This is a genomic window from Acinetobacter sp. BY419 (assembly GCF_019038395.1).
Lineage (GTDB): Bacteria > Pseudomonadota > Gammaproteobacteria > Pseudomonadales > Moraxellaceae > Acinetobacter.
Genome location: NZ_JAGFXZ010000032.1, coordinates 17,538 through 33,893, shown reverse-complemented (window position 1 = coordinate 33,893; position 16,356 = coordinate 17,538). Strand labels below are relative to the sequence as shown.

At 46.1% G+C, this 16,356-nt stretch carries 12 protein-coding genes, 1 tRNA gene and 1 pseudogene; 7 read left to right on the top strand and 7 right to left on the bottom strand.

From position 1 onward, the window contains the following. Both KUG37_RS12005 and KUG37_RS12000 read right to left on the bottom strand, forming a co-directional pair. Positions 1-427: pseudogene (locus KUG37_RS12005) on the bottom strand (DcaP-like protein); the annotation flags it as partial. 365 nt (positions 428-792) lie between these two features. After that, the gene (locus KUG37_RS12000) at positions 793-2,031 is read right to left on the bottom strand and encodes an MFS transporter (protein WP_216940471.1); all 1,239 of its coding nucleotides are present in this window, start codon (positions 2,029-2,031) and stop codon (positions 793-795) included. A gap of 137 nt (positions 2,032-2,168) precedes the next feature. Between KUG37_RS12000 and KUG37_RS11995 the strand changes: the two genes are divergently transcribed. From KUG37_RS11995 to putP, 5 genes are all read left to right on the top strand, one after another. After that, positions 2,169-2,798: a 1-acyl-sn-glycerol-3-phosphate acyltransferase gene (locus KUG37_RS11995; protein ID WP_216940470.1), complete on the top strand. Its 630-nt coding sequence runs from the start codon at positions 2,169-2,171 to the stop codon at positions 2,796-2,798. A gap of 62 nt (positions 2,799-2,860) precedes the next feature. Next, a complete protein-coding gene (locus KUG37_RS11990; RefSeq protein WP_216936888.1) occupies positions 2,861-3,778 on the top strand; it encodes a patatin-like phospholipase family protein in 918 nt (305 codons plus the stop codon). Between the two features lie 101 nt (positions 3,779-3,879). Next, the gene (locus tag KUG37_RS11985) at positions 3,880-4,362 is read left to right on the top strand and encodes an NfeD family protein (RefSeq protein ID WP_216936887.1); all 483 of its coding nucleotides are present in this window, start codon (positions 3,880-3,882) and stop codon (positions 4,360-4,362) included. Between the two features lie 3 nt (positions 4,363-4,365). Then, the gene (locus KUG37_RS11980; RefSeq protein ID WP_216936886.1) at positions 4,366-5,223 is read left to right on the top strand and encodes an SPFH domain-containing protein; all 858 of its coding nucleotides are present in this window, start codon (positions 4,366-4,368) and stop codon (positions 5,221-5,223) included. A 214-nt stretch (positions 5,224-5,437) separates the two neighbouring features. Then, positions 5,438-6,928 carry a sodium/proline symporter PutP gene (gene putP, locus KUG37_RS11975; protein WP_216936885.1) on the top strand — a complete coding sequence of 497 codons (1,491 nt, stop codon included), beginning with the start codon at positions 5,438-5,440 and terminating at the stop codon, positions 6,926-6,928. An 81-nt stretch (positions 6,929-7,009) separates the two neighbouring features. Here the strand turns inward: putP and KUG37_RS11970 are convergent, their stop codons facing one another. Together KUG37_RS11970 and prpF are read right to left on the bottom strand one after the other, a co-directional pair. After that, a complete protein-coding gene (locus KUG37_RS11970; RefSeq protein ID WP_216936890.1) occupies positions 7,010-7,918 on the bottom strand; it encodes a farnesyl diphosphate synthase in 909 nt (302 codons plus the stop codon). A 218-nt stretch (positions 7,919-8,136) separates the two neighbouring features. After that, entirely contained in the window at positions 8,137-9,327 is a 1,191-nt protein-coding gene (gene prpF / locus KUG37_RS11965) for a 2-methylaconitate cis-trans isomerase PrpF (protein ID WP_216936884.1), read from the bottom strand. A gap of 333 nt (positions 9,328-9,660) precedes the next feature. On the opposite strand from prpF, the gene KUG37_RS11960 reads away from it, so the two are divergent. Then, entirely contained in the window at positions 9,661-11,013 is a 1,353-nt protein-coding gene (locus KUG37_RS11960) for an amino acid permease (RefSeq protein ID WP_216936883.1), read from the top strand. Between the two features lie 92 nt (positions 11,014-11,105). Continuing rightward, a tRNA-Arg gene (locus KUG37_RS11955) sits at positions 11,106-11,181 on the top strand. Positions 11,182-11,397: 216 nt separating this feature from the next. Here the strand turns inward: KUG37_RS11955 and KUG37_RS11950 are convergent. From KUG37_RS11950 to KUG37_RS11940, 3 genes are read right to left on the bottom strand one after another with little or no spacing between them, the layout of a single operon-like run. Next, on the bottom strand, positions 11,398-12,525 hold the full coding sequence (locus KUG37_RS11950) for an ABC transporter permease (RefSeq protein WP_216936882.1): 1,128 nt from the start codon (positions 12,523-12,525) through the stop codon (positions 11,398-11,400). Between the two features lies 1 nt (position 12,526). Beyond that, positions 12,527-15,286, bottom strand: coding sequence for a ribosome-associated ATPase/putative transporter RbbA (gene rbbA / locus KUG37_RS11945; RefSeq protein WP_367947481.1), 2,760 nt, complete (start codon positions 15,284-15,286; stop codon positions 12,527-12,529). Beyond that, positions 15,280-16,341: an HlyD family secretion protein gene (locus KUG37_RS11940; RefSeq protein WP_216936880.1), complete on the bottom strand. Its 1,062-nt coding sequence runs from the start codon at positions 16,339-16,341 to the stop codon at positions 15,280-15,282. Before KUG37_RS11940 ends, rbbA begins: the two co-directional genes overlap by 7 nt. Positions 16,342-16,356: the final 15 nt, after the last annotated feature.

Here is a 16,356-nt window from a genome sequence, read left to right as displayed (position 1 = left end):
TAACACTGGTTTTAAAATCTAAACCAACTCGTGTTGTTTTTGCTGTTGCGACTAACTTGTCTCTGGTTTGACCATTGGTTTTAGCAACGTCAGAGAAGTCTCCTGCTGAACCTTCAATGATATAGTTCGCATCACCACGAACAAAACCATATAGCTTCACTTCAGTATCTGATTTTGTACTTAGCGCTTTCGGTGCAGCTGCTGATGGTTGTGGTGCTGCTTTAACTTGTTCAATCTGTACGGCTTGAGTTTGCTGAACTTGTTGCTGCTGTGTTACTAATGCTTTTAGTGCTTCAACTTCTTGACGCAGCTGCTTAATTTCTTTTTGCTCTTGTGTTTCAGCATGTGCAACCGTCCCCATCATCAAGGTTGTTACTGCAACTGCTAATCCCTTAGCTAAAAACTTTCGTGTTAAAACTTGACTCATTAAATTCTCCATATTGAACAAACGTTCATTGGCATTGAAAGCTCACTGATTCCCACTAAAATCTAAACCTTGTGGAATATCTTTAATTATAAATTGACTTATTTTATTATCTCGCGAGAGTACTCGCGAACAATATGCAATATGCATAGTTAAAAATCATCCTTATCATGTCACAGATTTTAATGGATTTATGTTTTTTAACCCTGCGTACATAACAAGTCGTATGAAAACATCAGGAATTTAACAATTTTCGACTCAGTTTGAAATCATTTTTATCTCATACTTTTAGCTAAAATATGTATTAACGACACTTTTAAAATAAATTGTTTGTTTTTAATACGGCTTTAATTGATGCTTTGCAATGATTAGGAGTCTTGCTTTGTTCTACCCCAAAATACGATAGGCCATAATAAAAACACGCTGATCCATACAATGGATGTTAAATACTGTGCATATCCCAAATAATCCCCTAATATCCCACTCAGACTATATAACCCACCACTCACTGTGGCCATCAGCGCCACCTGAAAGGTAAAATCAGTACCGGCCAGATGCTTGCGACTGTATTGCATGACCAAGGTCAACATGACCACCAAAAGCATGGCAGAGATCATGTCTTCAGCGGCATTGATCAGATAAATGATCCAGTTTTCTACTTTGTTTTGGATTTCATACTGGGCAGCTAACCAGGCATAAGCCATTAAAGTCATGATTTTCAGAACAGAGAAAATCAGTAAACTCCGGCTGCGCGACCAGTATTTCAGGCACCAACCGGCCAGTGCGGCCCCAATCAAGGCAGCCATGGCTCCCAGCATGGTGACATAAAGGCCAATCTGGCTAAAGCTCAGTCCGAGATCTACCATTAAAGGTTTTAATAAAGGCCCGGATAAACCATCGGTGATTTTAAAGGTCAGTAAAACCAGAAGCCACCTCGCCAAGGTTAAATCTGACCAGAAGTATTGAAAATAGGTTTTTATATTGCTGAATACAGGTCGTTTATCAGCTGACGCAGTAATTTTTGAATGCTCAGCTTCTCTAAAAACCAAAATGGGTAAAGTATTAAGAAAAACCAGAGCAGCCAGTAACAGAAAGGTACTTTGCCATTGCAGCAGATCGAGCAGCCATAATATGGCCCCGCCTCCGACAATGAATCCCAGACGCGAACCGACCACCTGAAAGGTATTGCCCCAGTGTTGCTGTTCATTTTTCAGAATATTGACTGCCAGTGCATCGGTCGCAATATCCTGCGTGGCCCCAATACCATTCATCAGCAAAAGCATGATAAAAAACAGCAGTAGATACAGGGGCTGGTTTAAAGCCTGAATCGGCAGAAAAGAAAGTCCAATCAATACAGCAACTGATAGCCATTGCAAGGGAATAATCCAGCTGCGGTAATGACCTTTGGCACTCGATCCATGCCGATCGACTAAAGGCGCCCAGAATATTTTGATCGACCACGGTATCATCAGCAAGCCAAAGCCACCGATATGTGCCAGTGATACCCCTTCAGCCCGCAGAATGACCGGCAGGGCATGAGTCATAAACCCGACGGGAAGCCCCTGTGCCCAATACAGCGAAAACAGTAAAATATAGGTATTCCGCATATTCAGGCCAGGTCCTTAGGGTAAAAGTGCAGCAACGGCATTTCAGATGCTATACATTTTGCCAATGATCCGGATTTTACAACAGTCTAATATGATCAAAAATAAAGAAAAATAATTTTCAGGAAGGGACAAAAACAATGACCCAGACCCGTTTCCCCCAACTCCCGCCGCATGTACCAGCCCGTGGCAGCAAGCTGAGCCAGACTTTTTTCAGGCAGCTTTTCTTGGCCCAAGGCTGGCGTCTGGAAGGAGAATTTCCAGATTTGCCCAAAGCAGTCGCGATTATTTCCCCGCATACCTCCAATATTGATGCCTGGCTGGGTTTTAATGCCCTGCTTGGTTTGGGAATTCAGATTACCATTTTTGGCAAAGATAGCCTGTTTCGTACCCCGCTAAAACCGCTTCTAAAATGGATCGGCGTTGTTCCAGTAGTACGTGATACCCCACAAGGCCATACCCGACAGATTGTCGAGATTATTGAAAAATCGCCGCAGATCTGGGTCGGGATGGCGCCAGAAGGTTCACGCAAGGCACCGGAAAAAATCCGCAGCGGTTTTTATCATATTGCCAAGGCAGCCCATTTGCCGATTGTGATGTTCTCCTTTGATTACGACATCAAGACCATTCATATTTTAGGCGTTTACCATCTGACCGGTGATTTTGATCATGACCTGGAACAGATCTATCAGCATTATCAAGGAAAACTCTCGGCCAAAAACCCAGACTGGATAGCCAAGCCGTTACAAAAGCTTTTGAAAAAAGACTAGGCAAATACGGCTTTTTTTGGTGTGATAGCCTGAATTTTGTTGATTTAATCACCAGTTTTATAATGAAATTAGCCCGCTATGCCTTGATTGGCTGTCTTGGTTTAAGTCTTGCAGCCTGTGACAAAGCCACCAAAACACCGACGCCTGCCACACCAATACAAGCCCGTGAGCCTGTAGTCGCCCTTGCCCTCGGCGGCGGCGGCGCTAAAGGTTTTGCTCACATTGGTGTCATTAAAGTGCTGGAGTCACACGGCATTAAACCGAAAATTGTCACTGGCACCAGCGCCGGCAGTTTTGTCGGCAGCCTGTATGCCAGCGGCAAATCACCTTATCAGTTACAGCAAATTGCCCTGAATTTTAAAGAATCGGATATCCGCGATTTAACCTTAAATCGACAAGGGATTATTGCCGGACAAAAACTGCAGGATTTCGTCAACAAAAATGTGGCGAATAAACCGATTGAACAGTTCCCTATCCGCTTTGCTGCGGTAGCGACCCGACTGGACACTGGCCGCAAGGCAGATTTTATTAAAGGCAATGCCGGACAGGCAGTTCGTGCTTCCTGCAGTATCCCGAATGTGTTTGTCCCGGCAGTGATTGGCGGAACTAAATATGTCGATGGCGGCCTGGTCAGTCCGATCCCGGTCAAGACTGCCAAAGATATGGGAGCAGATATTGTGATTGCCGTGGATATTTCTGCCCGTCCGGGTGGCAATAAAGCCCTGAATATGTGGGGTGTGCTGGACCAGACCCTGAATATTATGGGACAGCAAAGTATTAATGAGGAACTCAATCAGGCTACTGTGGTGATCCAGCCCAAAGTCGGCCATATTGGTACACTGGATTTAAAAGCCAGCAATGAAACTATTCTCGAAGGTGAAAAAGCAGCTCAGCTGAAAATTCGTGCCATCCAGAAAGCAATTACTGATTTCAAGCAGTCACCTGCCGCATTCAAGCCGGCACGTCCAGCGAAATTTTAAGGTACGAATTTTTTATATTCATCTGAACGGGCATCTGTTACATTGGAGTTAATCATATAAAGATGATGATTTATTAAACACTTAGCGATATAGGTCACGATATGGAATTTGTTACTGAACCCTGGCACTGGTTTGTATTAGGCGTTTTGCTGATTCTTTCGGAATTACTTCTGCCTGCATTTGCCGCCCTGTGGTTTGGTATCGGCGCCATTTTGGTGGGCATTTTATACTGGATGTTCCCGATGATGGGACTGACCACCCAGATCCTGACCTGGATTGTTTTGTCCGTCCTTTGTACGTTGGCATGGTTTAAATTTATCAAGCCACTTTCAACCGATAAAACCAAAGCTGGCCTGTCGCGTGAAGCGACGATTGGCCAGATTGGCATGGTCATTCAGATTAATCTGGATCATGGGCAAATCCGGGTACGCTTTCCAATGCCGGTTTTGGGCTCAGATGAATGGGAGTGCCGTACTCTGGATCCAGTTCAGGTCGGTGACCGTGTTCGCGTCGTGGATATCCTGGGGAATGATCTGGTCGTACAACCCCACAGCACTCATTATCAAAATGAAAAAGGTGAATAAGTTATGTCTGGTGGTTCTATCATTGTTATCGCGTTTCTGGCCTTTGTGGCAATTACCATTTTTAAAGGTGTCCGGCTTGTGCCGCAAGGCTACAAATGGATCGTACAGCGTCTGGGTAAATACCATACGACGCTGAATCCAGGTCTGAATTTTGTCATTCCCTATGTAGATGAAGTCGCCTATAAAGTCACAACCAAAGATATCGTTCTGGATATTCCCTCACAGGAAGTGATTACCCGTGATAACGCGGTTCTGCTGATGAATGCCGTGGCCTATATCAATCTGACCACACCGGAAAAAGCAGTTTACGGGATTGAAAACTATTCTTGGGCAATTCAAAACCTGGTACAAACGTCATTGCGTTCGATTGTCGGTGAAATGGATCTGGACGATGCTTTATCTTCACGTGATCATATTAAAGCACGTTTAAAATCCAGTATTTCTGATGACATCTCGGACTGGGGCATTACTCTAAAAACAGTTGAAATTCAGGATATTAAACCTTCAGTCACTATGCAAACTGCGATGGAAGAACAGGCCGCTGCTGAACGTCAGCGCCGTGCAACTGTAACCAAGGCTGATGGTGAAAAACAGGCTGCGATTCTGGAAGCGGATGGTCGTCTGGAAGCATCCCGCCGTGATGCCGAAGCTCAAGTCGTTCTGGCTGAATCTTCACAACGTGCAATTGACATGGTGACTTCTGCCATTGGTAATAATGAGATTCCGGTGGCGTATTTACTGGGTGAGCAATATATCAAGGCCATACAAGATATGGCCAAGTCACCAAATGCCAAAACTGTGGTTTTACCTGCAGATATCTTGAATACGATTCGTGGCGTGATGGGCCGACCTCTCAAGTAGAAACTTTATAAGTTCAATCAAATAGGCAGCAGATATGTTGCCTATTTTTCATTTGAGTAGGAAAATCTCAGCAATAATTGTGAATTTATGCTTAAATTTCGCGTTATTTTTTGAAATCCTTTGGGCTTTGATGCCAGATCTGTGTTTCGCAACAGCATCTAACATCAAAATAAGTCCTTATTCGATTACTGTCCAACTCGAAAATGGATACCGTATGAGCTCCCTAAATCCAACTTTAATCACCTTTCTTTTTTATATTGTCGCCATGGTGGTGATCGGCCTGATGGCTTACCGTGCGACCAGCAACTTTTCCGATTACATCTTAGGGGGCCGACGTTTAGGGAGTTTCGTAACTGCACTTTCTGCAGGGGCTTCCGACATGAGTGGCTGGCTATTGATGGGCCTGCCCGGTGCAATCTATCTTTCAGGCCTGTCTGAAATGTGGATTGCCATCGGACTGATCATTGGTGCCTGGCTAAATTGGTTACTGGTTGCTGGCCGTCTGCGGGTACATACCGAAGTTCAGCACAACGCCCTAACCCTGCCAGATTATTTTTCTAACCGCTTTAATGACCAGAAGAAAATCCTGCGTATTGTTTCAGCTTTTGTGATTCTGATTTTCTTTGCGATTTACTGTGCTTCTGGCATGGTTGCAGGTGCACGTCTGTTCGAAAGCATGTTTGGCATGTCTTACAGCACCGCGCTCTGGATCAGTGCCATTGCCACCATCAGCTATGTGTTTATTGGTGGCTTCCTGGCTGTGAGCTGGACCGACACCATTCAGGCCAGTCTGATGATCTTTGCCCTGTTACTGACTCCAATCGTGACGTTGATGGCGTTCTCAGATATGTCACAGGTGACTTTGGCACTGGAGGCTGCTCGTCCTCAAGCAATGAACATCCTGGGTGATCTCAGCTTTGTGGCCATCATTTCCCTGCTGGCCTGGGGTTTGGGTTATTTTGGTCAGCCGCATATTCTGGTGCGCTTTATGGCCGCAGATTCGGTCAAGTCGATTCCAAATGCACGCCGCATTGGTATGACCTGGATGATTCTATGTCTGGGTGGTGCGGTGGCAGCCGGCTTCTTTGGTATTGCTTATTTCCAGCAGCATCCGGAACTGGCAGGCGTAGTCAATGCCAACCCTGAAACAGTATTTATGGAATTGACCAAAATCCTGTTTAACCCATGGATTGCAGGTGTGGTACTTGCTGCCATTCTGGCCGCAGTAATGAGTACTTTAAGCTGTCAATTACTGGTCTGCTCAAGTACCTTGACGGAAGATTTTTATAAATCGTTCCTGCGTAAAAATGCCTCGCAGAAAGAACTGGTCTGGGTGGGCCGTTTGATGGTTCTGCTGATTGCCTTGCTGGCAATCTGGATGGCAGGTAATCCTGAATCTAAAGTACTTGGTCTGGTCGCTTATGCCTGGGCAGGTTTTGGTGCCGCTTTTGGTCCGCTGATTATCCTGTCATTGTTCTGGAAACGTATGACCTTGAATGGTGCCCTGGCGGGTATGATCGTTGGTGCTGTCGTGGTGATTTCCTGGAAGAACCTGTTCGCGGAAACTGGACTGTATGAAATCGTTCCCGGTTTTATCTGTTCAATGCTTGCGATTGTGGTGGTGAGCCTCATGGGTAAAGCACCAACAGCAGAAATTACCGACCGTTTTGAACAGGCTGAACGTCTCTATAACGAAAGCAAATAATTCTGTATAAGTAAAAAAGAGGACCTTAAGTCCTCTTTTTTTATGCATGTATTTTAAACTTCTAGAAAGATGATTTCCTGATCAGCTTTTACGTGTGAGCAGAAACTGGGTAATGTGCATTAACTCTTCTGCCTGACCTTCAAAATGGTTCAAGGCATTGATCGCCTGATCATGTAATTGCTGGGCATAGGCTTTGGCCTGTTCCAGCCCCATCAAGGCCGGATAGGTCGATTTCTCTACCTGTTCATCCTTGCCGGCTGTTTTACCCAGCACTTCGGTATCGGAAATAATATCGAGAATATCATCCTGTACCTGGAAGGCCAGACCAATCGCCTGTCCAAATTCACGCAACTTTGGAATCGCTAGATCAGTACCTTCAAAAATGGTAACCGCAGCCATCATGATCGCGGCACTAATCAAAGCACCGGTTTTATTGCGATGAATCGTTTCCAGTGCTTCCTGATCGACTTTTTTGCCTTCTGACTGTAAATCTAAAACCTGACCATTCACCATTTTCGAAGAAGCGGTGGCCAGAATCTGCATCTGTTTTAATATAATTGAAGCATCTACAGCAGGACCTTGATCAAACAGACGGCTACCCAAAATTTCGAAAGCCATCGATTGCAGGATATCACCTGCCAAAAGTGCGGTATCTTCGCCATAAGCCACATGACAGGTCGGCTGACCACGGCGCAGCAAATCATTGTCCATACACGGCAGATCATCATGTGCCAGTGAATAACAATGAATAAACTCGATGGCTACCGCAGCACGGCGTACTGCCGCTGTATTTTGATTCGGTTTTAGTGCTGCTGTGGCATAGCATAATGCTGGACGAACACGCTTTCCTCCCAGCATCACGGCATGGTGCACCGCCGACTTTAAAGGTTCAGGAATGGCAAAGGCATCTAAGGCTGTCAGTAAATCTTGTTGAATACGATGTTGTGCTTGAGTCAATGCATGGATTGATACGTCAGTAATAGATGACACATTTGCCTCGAATACATAGTCCGGAAAGATAAAAATAACAAGTTTGAGCCACTTGTCCTGATAAGCGCTATTGTACCTACAATCGTCTTGAATTTTCAGCTTTAAATCTTTGGATTGCTTTAAAGCTGACGTAGATCTCACAATATATTCTAGCCATAAAAAAACCACTGTCATGACAGTGGTTTTACTGAGGCTAAAGATTAGATCCGATGATCAGTCTAGAGCAGGACATCTTCAGGAACGCGTACCCAGCCTTCCATCAATACACGTGCACTACGACTCATGATGGCTTTCTTCACTTTCCACTCACCATTTTCCAGGCTTGCTTGTGCACCCACTCGCAAAGTACCTGAAGGATGACCGAAACGCACGGCTTCACGCTCTACTCCGCCTGCAACCCGATTTACCAATGTTCCAGGAATGGCAGCCGCTGTGCCAATGGCTACAGCAGCGGTACCCATCATGGCATGATGCAGTTTACCCATGGACAGAGCACGAACCAGAATATCGGTATCTGATTCGGTGACAGCCTTGCCACTTGATGAAGTATAGGTCTTGGAGGGAGCGACAAAAGCGATTTTTGGAGTATGCTGACGAGTAGCCGCTTCAGTAATATCCTGAATCAATCCCATCTGCTTGGCAGCATAAGCACGAATTGTTTCAAACTTTGTCAGGGCGGCCACATCATTATTAATATGATCCTGAAGCTCGGTGCCCTTATAGCCCAAGTCTCCAGCATTCAAAAATACCGTTGGAATACCGGCATTAATCATGGTGACTTCAAAGCTGCCAATATTGGGGACTTCCAGTGTATCAACCAGATTACCTGTCGGAAACATGGAACCGCCTTCTGCATCATCATCGGCAGGATCCAGAAACTCAATCTGTACTTCGGCTGCAGGAAAGGTCACCCCATCCAGTTCAAAGTCACCCAGCTCCTGGACTTGACCATTTTGCATTGGCACATGGGCAATAATGGTTTTCTGAATATTGGCCTGCCAGATGCGAACCGTACACAGCCCATTTTCCGGAATACGTGAGGCATTGATCAGGCCATTAGAAATGGCAAATGCCCCTACCGCTGCGGTCAGATTACCGCAGTTACCACTCCAGTCTACAAAAGGGCGGTCAATCGATACCTGACCAAATAGATAATCGACATCATGATCAATTTGCTGGCTTTTGGACAGGATAACCGTTTTACTGGTACTTGAACTTGCGCCGCCCATACCATCAATCTGTTTACCATAAGGATCTGGACTACCAATCACGCGCAGCAGAAGCTGATCACGAATCCGGCCAGGCTGTTGTGCTGCCAGTGGTAGATCATCCAGCTTAAAAAAAACGCCTTTACTGGTTCCTCCACGCATATAGGTTGCAGGAATCTTGATTTGGGCTGCAAAACTCATGAATTATTTCATCCTCTGGCTTGTCTTTGTTTTGGTAAAAGTTATTGAATACTTATACAAAGAGTATAAGCGGTTTAAAGCCCAGTAAGTGCAGCGCCGCGACCTAAGTATAAAAAAACAGCACTTGTGTCCAGCTTAAAAAACGTAAAACTCATCAGTTACAATTTCAATAAAATTAATATATTGATTCATTTATATTTTATTTAGTTTGTTTTTATAATTATTTTTTTATCAGTGCAATAATAATCTTTCATTCAAGGCCTTGCTCTAGGCTTCTCATCTTTGATCCATTACAATCTTTATACTTATTTTTCCATTGTCGGGCTGAACACTTTGAATAACGAGTCTTCACAACTTCAGCGTGGCTTAAAGAACCGTCATATTCAATTGATCGCCATGGGCGGTGCAATTGGCACAGGCTTATTCTTAGGTTCCGCACAGGTGATCCAATCTGCGGGTCCTTCTATTATTTTGGGCTATGCCATTGGTGGCTTGATTGCATTTTTAATCATGCGTCAATTGGGTGAGATGATTGTTCATGAACCGGTAGCAGGTTCATTCAGCCATTTTGCTTATAAATACTGGGGCAAATTCCCCGGTTTCCTTGCGGGTTGGAACTACTGGATTTTATATATCCTGGTGGCCATGACCGAACTCACGGCTGTTGCGAAATATATCCACTACTGGTGGCCTCATATTCCAGCCTGGGCGTCGGTACTGTTTTTCTTTATCGTGATTACACTGGTCAACCTCGGCAATGTGAAATTCTACGGTGAATCGGAATTCTGGCTTTCAATCATTAAAGTGACTGCGGTTATCTCGATGATTGTCTTTGGCTTGTATCTGATCCTGACTGCAGATGCCTCATCTACCGCATCTTTTAGCAACCTTTGGACCGCAGGTGGTTTCTTCCCGAATGGCTTTGAAGGTTTATTCTACATGCTGGCCTTCCTGATGTTTGCCTTCGGTGGTATTGAACTGATTGGTATGGCTGCAGCAGAAGCTGAAAATCCGGAAAAAACCATTCCGAAAGCGATTAATCAGGTTGTTTTTCGTATTCTGGTTTTCTATGTCGGTGCATTAACCATTCTGTTGTCACTGGTACCATGGAATCAGCTGGAACTGGGCGGTCTGGACAAAAGCCCGTTCGTGATGATTTTCAGCCAGCTAGGCATCGACTGGGCTGCACATCTGCTCAACTTTATTATCCTGACTGCAGCGCTGTCTGTGTATAACAGCGGCATGTACGCCAACAGCCGTATGCTCTACGGTCTGGCTCAGCAAGGAAATGCACCTAAAGTGTTCATGAAAGTGAATAAACAAGGTACGCCGATTCCTGCTGTATTGTTCTCTGCTGTACTGATTTTTGGCTGTGTACTCCTCAATTACTTCGTACCTGAAGATGCCTTAAGTCACCTGATTTATATTGTGGTCGGTGCACTTGTACTCAACTGGGCCATGATCAGTCTGACCCATCTGAAATTTATTCAGAGCATGAAGAAGTTAGGACAGAAGACCTCATTCCCTGCACTTTGGTCTCCTGCAAGCAATTTACTGGTATTGGCCTTTATTGCCACTATCCTTTACATCATGTGGACACAAGGCTTCCAGGAATCTGTTTATATGATTCCGGTCTGGGTGCTGGTGATGTATATCGTGTTTAAGCTGCTGCATTCAAAAAATTAACAAAAAAATCTTCTTATTCCTGATTTTTAAAGTTATTACTTCGGTAATAACTTTTTTTTTTGCACTTTTTGGAGTAGATTAACGTACATTTTGCGCCCTTAGCTTAACCGGATAGAGCAGTTGCCTCCTAAGCGACCGGCGTGGGTTCGAGTCCCGCAGGGCGCACCATTCTATATTCATTGCTGTTTTTTAGATTCATCCGTTATTTTCTATAAAATGACATTCCCTCTACACTACTATTTCATCAAGCCCTACCTGATTCGAAATCGTTCATTCAGGATGGGAATAGAAGGCTAAGTACAAGTAGCTATTTCTATAAACACCGGCTTGCCTATCTATGCCCTCGCAAATACTTTTTCAGCATAGGCCAAGTTCGATATGTGGTTAGGTCATGGTATGAATGGTGTCCTTAAAGCGTTTCCATGCCACATAGAAAAACACCACGGCAATGCCAATGAGCCAGAGAAATGCCGGCCAGACCACACTCAGTCCCGCATTTCTATATAAAATGGCCTGAGCAAGCTCGACAAAATGAGTGGTGGGTGCAATCAGCATGATATTTTGCAGCACTTCAGGCATGCTTTCCCTGGGCGTCATCCCGCCAGATAGCATCTGCATCGGAATCAGTGTCAACATCATCAGAAGGCCAAACTGGGGCATCGACTTGGACATGGTGGCCAAATAAATGCCCATCGAAGTAGTGGCAAACAATGTCAATAATGCCCCAAAGAAGAACAGCCACAGATTCCCTTCTATCGGTACCTTTAAGGCAATCTGTACCACCAGTTTCAAACCTAAAAATGCTGCCAGCAAAACCACCAGGCTCATAGACCAGACTTTGGACATCATAATTTCAAATACGGTGACCGGCATGACCATCAGATGTTCTACCGTACCGTGTTCACGTTCACGGATTAATGCTGCTCCAGTCAAAATAATCGACAGCATTGCCACGTTATTGATGATTTGCATCACACTGCCAAACCACTTCTGGTCAAGCGCAGGGTTAAAACGCGCCCGCATCTCCAATTCTACCGGCATGGTGCTTATTTCACGGTGACGTAGAACATATTCATTGACTTCGGACAGTATAATCTGCTGAATATAACCCGCCCCGACCATTGCCTGAGACATCCGGGTGGCATCAACATTCACCTGAATGGTTGCCTCTCTCCCTGCTAGTATATCTTCCTGAAAATTTACCGGAATATTCAGGGCAAAGGTAAATTCTCCGGCATCCATCCCGGCATCCATATAATTCAGTTCAGTGGTCTGGGGCAGAAAATAGGGAGGATAAAAGGCCGAGCTGATCCGCTCCGACAAGGTTGAATGATCTTCATCCACAATCGCGATTGGTGCCATATTCAGACTGTCAGGCATAGCGGTTGCAGCCGTATAGACGGCGACAGTAAAGGTATAGACAATCAGAATCAGCATGACCGGATCACGCCATAGGCTCCACAGTTCCTTGCAACCGAGCAGATAGATATTCTTTATTTTCTGGCTGACCATCCTAGGACTCCTGTTTTTTCAGGGCAAGAATTGCTGCACCCATAATCACAGGCACCGACAGCAGAATCACCCAAAAATCCTGATGCAGTGCATCAAAGCTCAACGCCTTGTTAAACACCCCCCGGCTGATATTCACCATATGCGTAGTCGGATAGATTTCACCAAACCAGCGACCAAAACCCTCCAGAGAGGAAACCGGATTGACAATGCCGGCGAACTGCACCGCAGGAATAAGCGTACCGATCATCACCAGAAACATCGAGGCAATCTGGCTTTTGGTCAATGAAGATGCCAGCAGTCCCATACCAGTTGAAAAAATAATAAACAGGAAGGATGCCAAGGTCAGCGTCAGGAAGCTGCCCTTGATCGGCACATCAAAGATCACCACAATGATCAGGCACATCAGAAAATAGTTCAGCATGGCCAGCACCACATAAGGAATTTGCTTGCCAATCAAAAATTCACTGCGGGTCACCGGAGTAACATACAGATTAACAATCGAACCGAGTTCTTTTTCCCGCACTACAGATAGTGCTGTCAGCATGGCAGGGATTAGTAAAATTAATAGGGGAAATACAGCCGGTGCGATTGCAGGCAGGCTCTTGATGTCGGGATTGTAGCGGAACCGGGTTTCTATATTTACGGTACTCGAGGTTTTATATCCACTTCGCTCTAATGCCTGCTGCATCAACCAGTGAGTATGAATTCCCTGTACATAGCCTTTCACTGTTTCAGCACGTTGTGGCATGGCACCATCAATCCAGGCACCAATTTTAACGTCTTCTCCGCGGTAAACATCCCGGGCAAAATCAGGTGGAATCTCGATGGCCAAAGAAATATTGCCACTTCGCATGCGTTGATCCAGATCCTCATAGTTTTGCAGCGGCGGCTTTTCAATAAAATAACGTGAACCTGCAATGCTCATGCTGTAATTCTGGCTAAGACCACTCTGGTCACGATCCAGTACAGCAAAGGTCAGGTCATCTACGTCCATAGTGATCCCAAAACCCATCACAAACAGCAGGATAATCGATCCGACCAGCGCCATGGTGGCACGTATCGGATCACGTGCCAGCTCCAGCGATTCACGCCACGCATAGCTGAGCATACGTTGCAGGCTAAATCGGCTGGATATCCTGGTTTCTTCTTTCACCTTCTGGTCATTGGAAATACTGCCTTCTATCTCCTGTTCAGGCGGCGTCTGGCTGGCTGCTCCGGCATCCACCAGATAGCCAATGAACGCTTCTTCCAGGGTGGCAGCCTGCCTATTTTTGATCAGCTGTGCGGGTGCAGCACTGTCCAGAACCCGGCCGGCATGCATCAGGGAAATCCGGTCACAGCGCTGTGCTTCATTCATAAAGTGCGTTGAAATAAAGATGGTGACCCCGTCCTTGCGGGACAAGGAGATCAGAAAGCGCCAGAAATTATCCCGGGCGATCGGGTCTACCCCGGAAGTCGGTTCATCCAGAATCAGGATTTCCGGATTGTGCACCAGTGCCACGGCCAGTGACAGGCGCTGACGGATACCCAGCGGCAAGTCATCAGGCAGCTTGTTTTTCACTTCGCTCAGGTCAAAACGCTGCAGCATCTGCTGTACACGAGGCTCAATCTGTTCAGCCGGCACATGAAACAATTTAGCGTGAAGTACCAGGTTCTGGGTAATGGTCAATTCACTATAAAGAGAGAAAGACTGGGACATGTAACCCACACGCCGGCGAGTATCGACATTACTACCGTCCACGGGCTGGCCGAACAGCCAGGCCTGTCCTTCTGAAGCCTCGAGCAATCCGGTCAGGACTTTCATGGTGGTGGTTTTACCACAGCCATTAGATCCCAGAAAACCGAAGATTTCACCCTGCCGGATCTGGAAATTGACATGATCTACTGCGGTAAAATCACCAAACCTGACAGTCAGATCTTTCGCTTCCAAGGCATAACCTTCCGAATCGTAATCGGGTAAAGGAGGAATCACCACAGGTTTATAACCCTGTTTCTTTTCTTCCGGTAAAAGCTTGATGTAAGCATCTTCCAGGTTATCACTCTCTGTCTGTATCAAGAGTTCTTGCGGAGTTCCTGTTTTCAGGATTTTGCCTTCATCCATCATCGCCAGCCAGTCGAAGCCTTGTGCTTCATCCATGTAAGCAGTGGCGACAATCACACTCATCTGGGGACGAACCTGACGGATGCGTTTAATCAGTTCCCAGAACTGTGCCCGTGCCAGAGGATCGACTCCTGTGGTGGGTTCATCCAGAATCAGAAAATCCGGATCATGAATCAGGGAGCAGCACAAGCCGAGTTTCTGTTTCATACCTCCGGACAATTTTCCTGCCGGGCGATCGAGAAATTCATGCAGTCCTGTACTTTTGGTCAGATCATCAATCCGTTTACGGATTTCTGCAGCACTATGCCCAAACAAGCGACCGACAAACTGCAGATTTTCTTCCACAGACAGGGTTTTGGACAAGTTGGTGCCCAGACCTTGGGGCATGTAGGCAATATGCGGACAAACTTTTCTGCGATGCTTCGGGTCAGCAATATCACCACCGAGTACGATTAGTCGGCCCTCCTGAACGACCTTGGCACCGGCCAGTAAAGCCAGCAAACTGGATTTCCCCACGCCATCCGGTCCGATCAGTCCGATCATGCAACCCGCAGGAAGTAACAGGGAAATATCCTTTAAAGCCTGTGTCTTTCCATATTTCAGGCTGACCTGCTGGATGTCGGCAACTGCCGCTCCTGCATCAAATTGCGGCGTCATGATTTAACCTGATTTCTTAAAAACTCGGGCCAAGGCATATTGGGATCAAGTTTGATATAGGCCACGCCCGGAAGACCGGTTTTGACTTGCTGGATATGTTTTTTCAGCAGGTCTGGATCAATTTTCGCCTTGACACGAAACATTAATTTTTGACGTTCACTTTCAGTCTCAACTGTTTTTGGAGTGAACTGGGCAGTATCGGCAACAAAAGACACCCGGGCAGGAATTACCAAATTTTTGGCCACATCCAGCACAATCCGGACTTCGGTACCGATTGCGATACGGCCAGCCACGGTTTCCGGCAAGAAAAACGTCATATAGACATCAGACAGATCAATCAGGTTCATGACCCGTCCCCCAGCCGCAATCATTTCGCCTGGTTGTGCGACCAGAAACTGCACCCGTGCTTTTAAAGGCGCCTTAAGCTGGGCATCCTCAATATCAAAATTGATCCGCTCAATAGTCGCTTTGATGGCATCTACCTGGGAGCGTGCACTCGATACCTGGCTGCGTGCCGCAACGATAGCGCCTTCAGCGCTGTCCACTTGTGCCTTGGCTGCACTGAGTACTGCTGCCACACGCTTGGCATCTGCCCTCTCATCATCCAGCTGCTGCCTGGAAGAAGCGCCTTCCTTGGCTAGAATTTCTGTACGTGCCAGACGGTTTTTTGCGGCAATGAGTTCTGTTTCACGCTGCAACACCATCGCTTCGGCTGCTGATTTTTCACTGTTACGCATCGCCAATTGAGCTTCTGCAGTAGCAATACCATCCTCGGCCTGACGCTGCTGGGCTTGGATCTCGCGCAGCTGAGCTTCAAGTGTAGACACTTTAATTCGGGCCAAAATCTGGCCAGGCTCGACAAAATCTCCTTCCCGCACCAGAATTTCTTCAAGCTGGCCAGCAAACTTACTGGAGATATTGACTTCAGTCGCCTCAATCCGTCCATTCCCGCTGACCAGCCCCTCGGTATCAGGCTGGTTCATGTTTTTCCAGATCAGGTAACCCACCAGGATTGCTACGACAACTGCTCCCACAATGGATAATTTTTTTATATTCATGGGTCTGATTACTCA

Bases quoted from the DNA above. Each gene is read 5' to 3' on its own strand.
- KUG37_RS11980 (WP_216936886.1), top strand. From the start codon at position 4,366: ATGTCTGGTGGTTCTATCATTGTTATCGCGTTTCTGGCCTTTGTGGCA.
- KUG37_RS11985 (WP_216936887.1), top strand. From the start codon at position 3,880: ATGGAATTTGTTACTGAACCCTGGCACTGGTTTGTATTAGGCGTTTTG.
- KUG37_RS11950 (WP_216936882.1), bottom strand. From the start codon at position 12,525: ATGGTCAGCCAGAAAATAAAGAATATCTATCTGCTCGGTTGCAAGGAA.
- KUG37_RS11940 (WP_216936880.1), bottom strand. From the start codon at position 16,341: ATGAATATAAAAAAATTATCCATTGTGGGAGCAGTTGTCGTAGCAATC.
- KUG37_RS11990 (WP_216936888.1), top strand. From the start codon at position 2,861: ATGAAATTAGCCCGCTATGCCTTGATTGGCTGTCTTGGTTTAAGTCTT.
- prpF (WP_216936884.1), bottom strand. From the start codon at position 9,327: ATGAGTTTTGCAGCCCAAATCAAGATTCCTGCAACCTATATGCGTGGA.
- KUG37_RS12000 (WP_216940471.1), bottom strand. From the start codon at position 2,031: ATGCGGAATACCTATATTTTACTGTTTTCGCTGTATTGGGCACAGGGG.
- putP (WP_216936885.1), top strand. From the start codon at position 5,438: ATGAGCTCCCTAAATCCAACTTTAATCACCTTTCTTTTTTATATTGTC.
- KUG37_RS11995 (WP_216940470.1), top strand. From the start codon at position 2,169: ATGACCCAGACCCGTTTCCCCCAACTCCCGCCGCATGTACCAGCCCGT.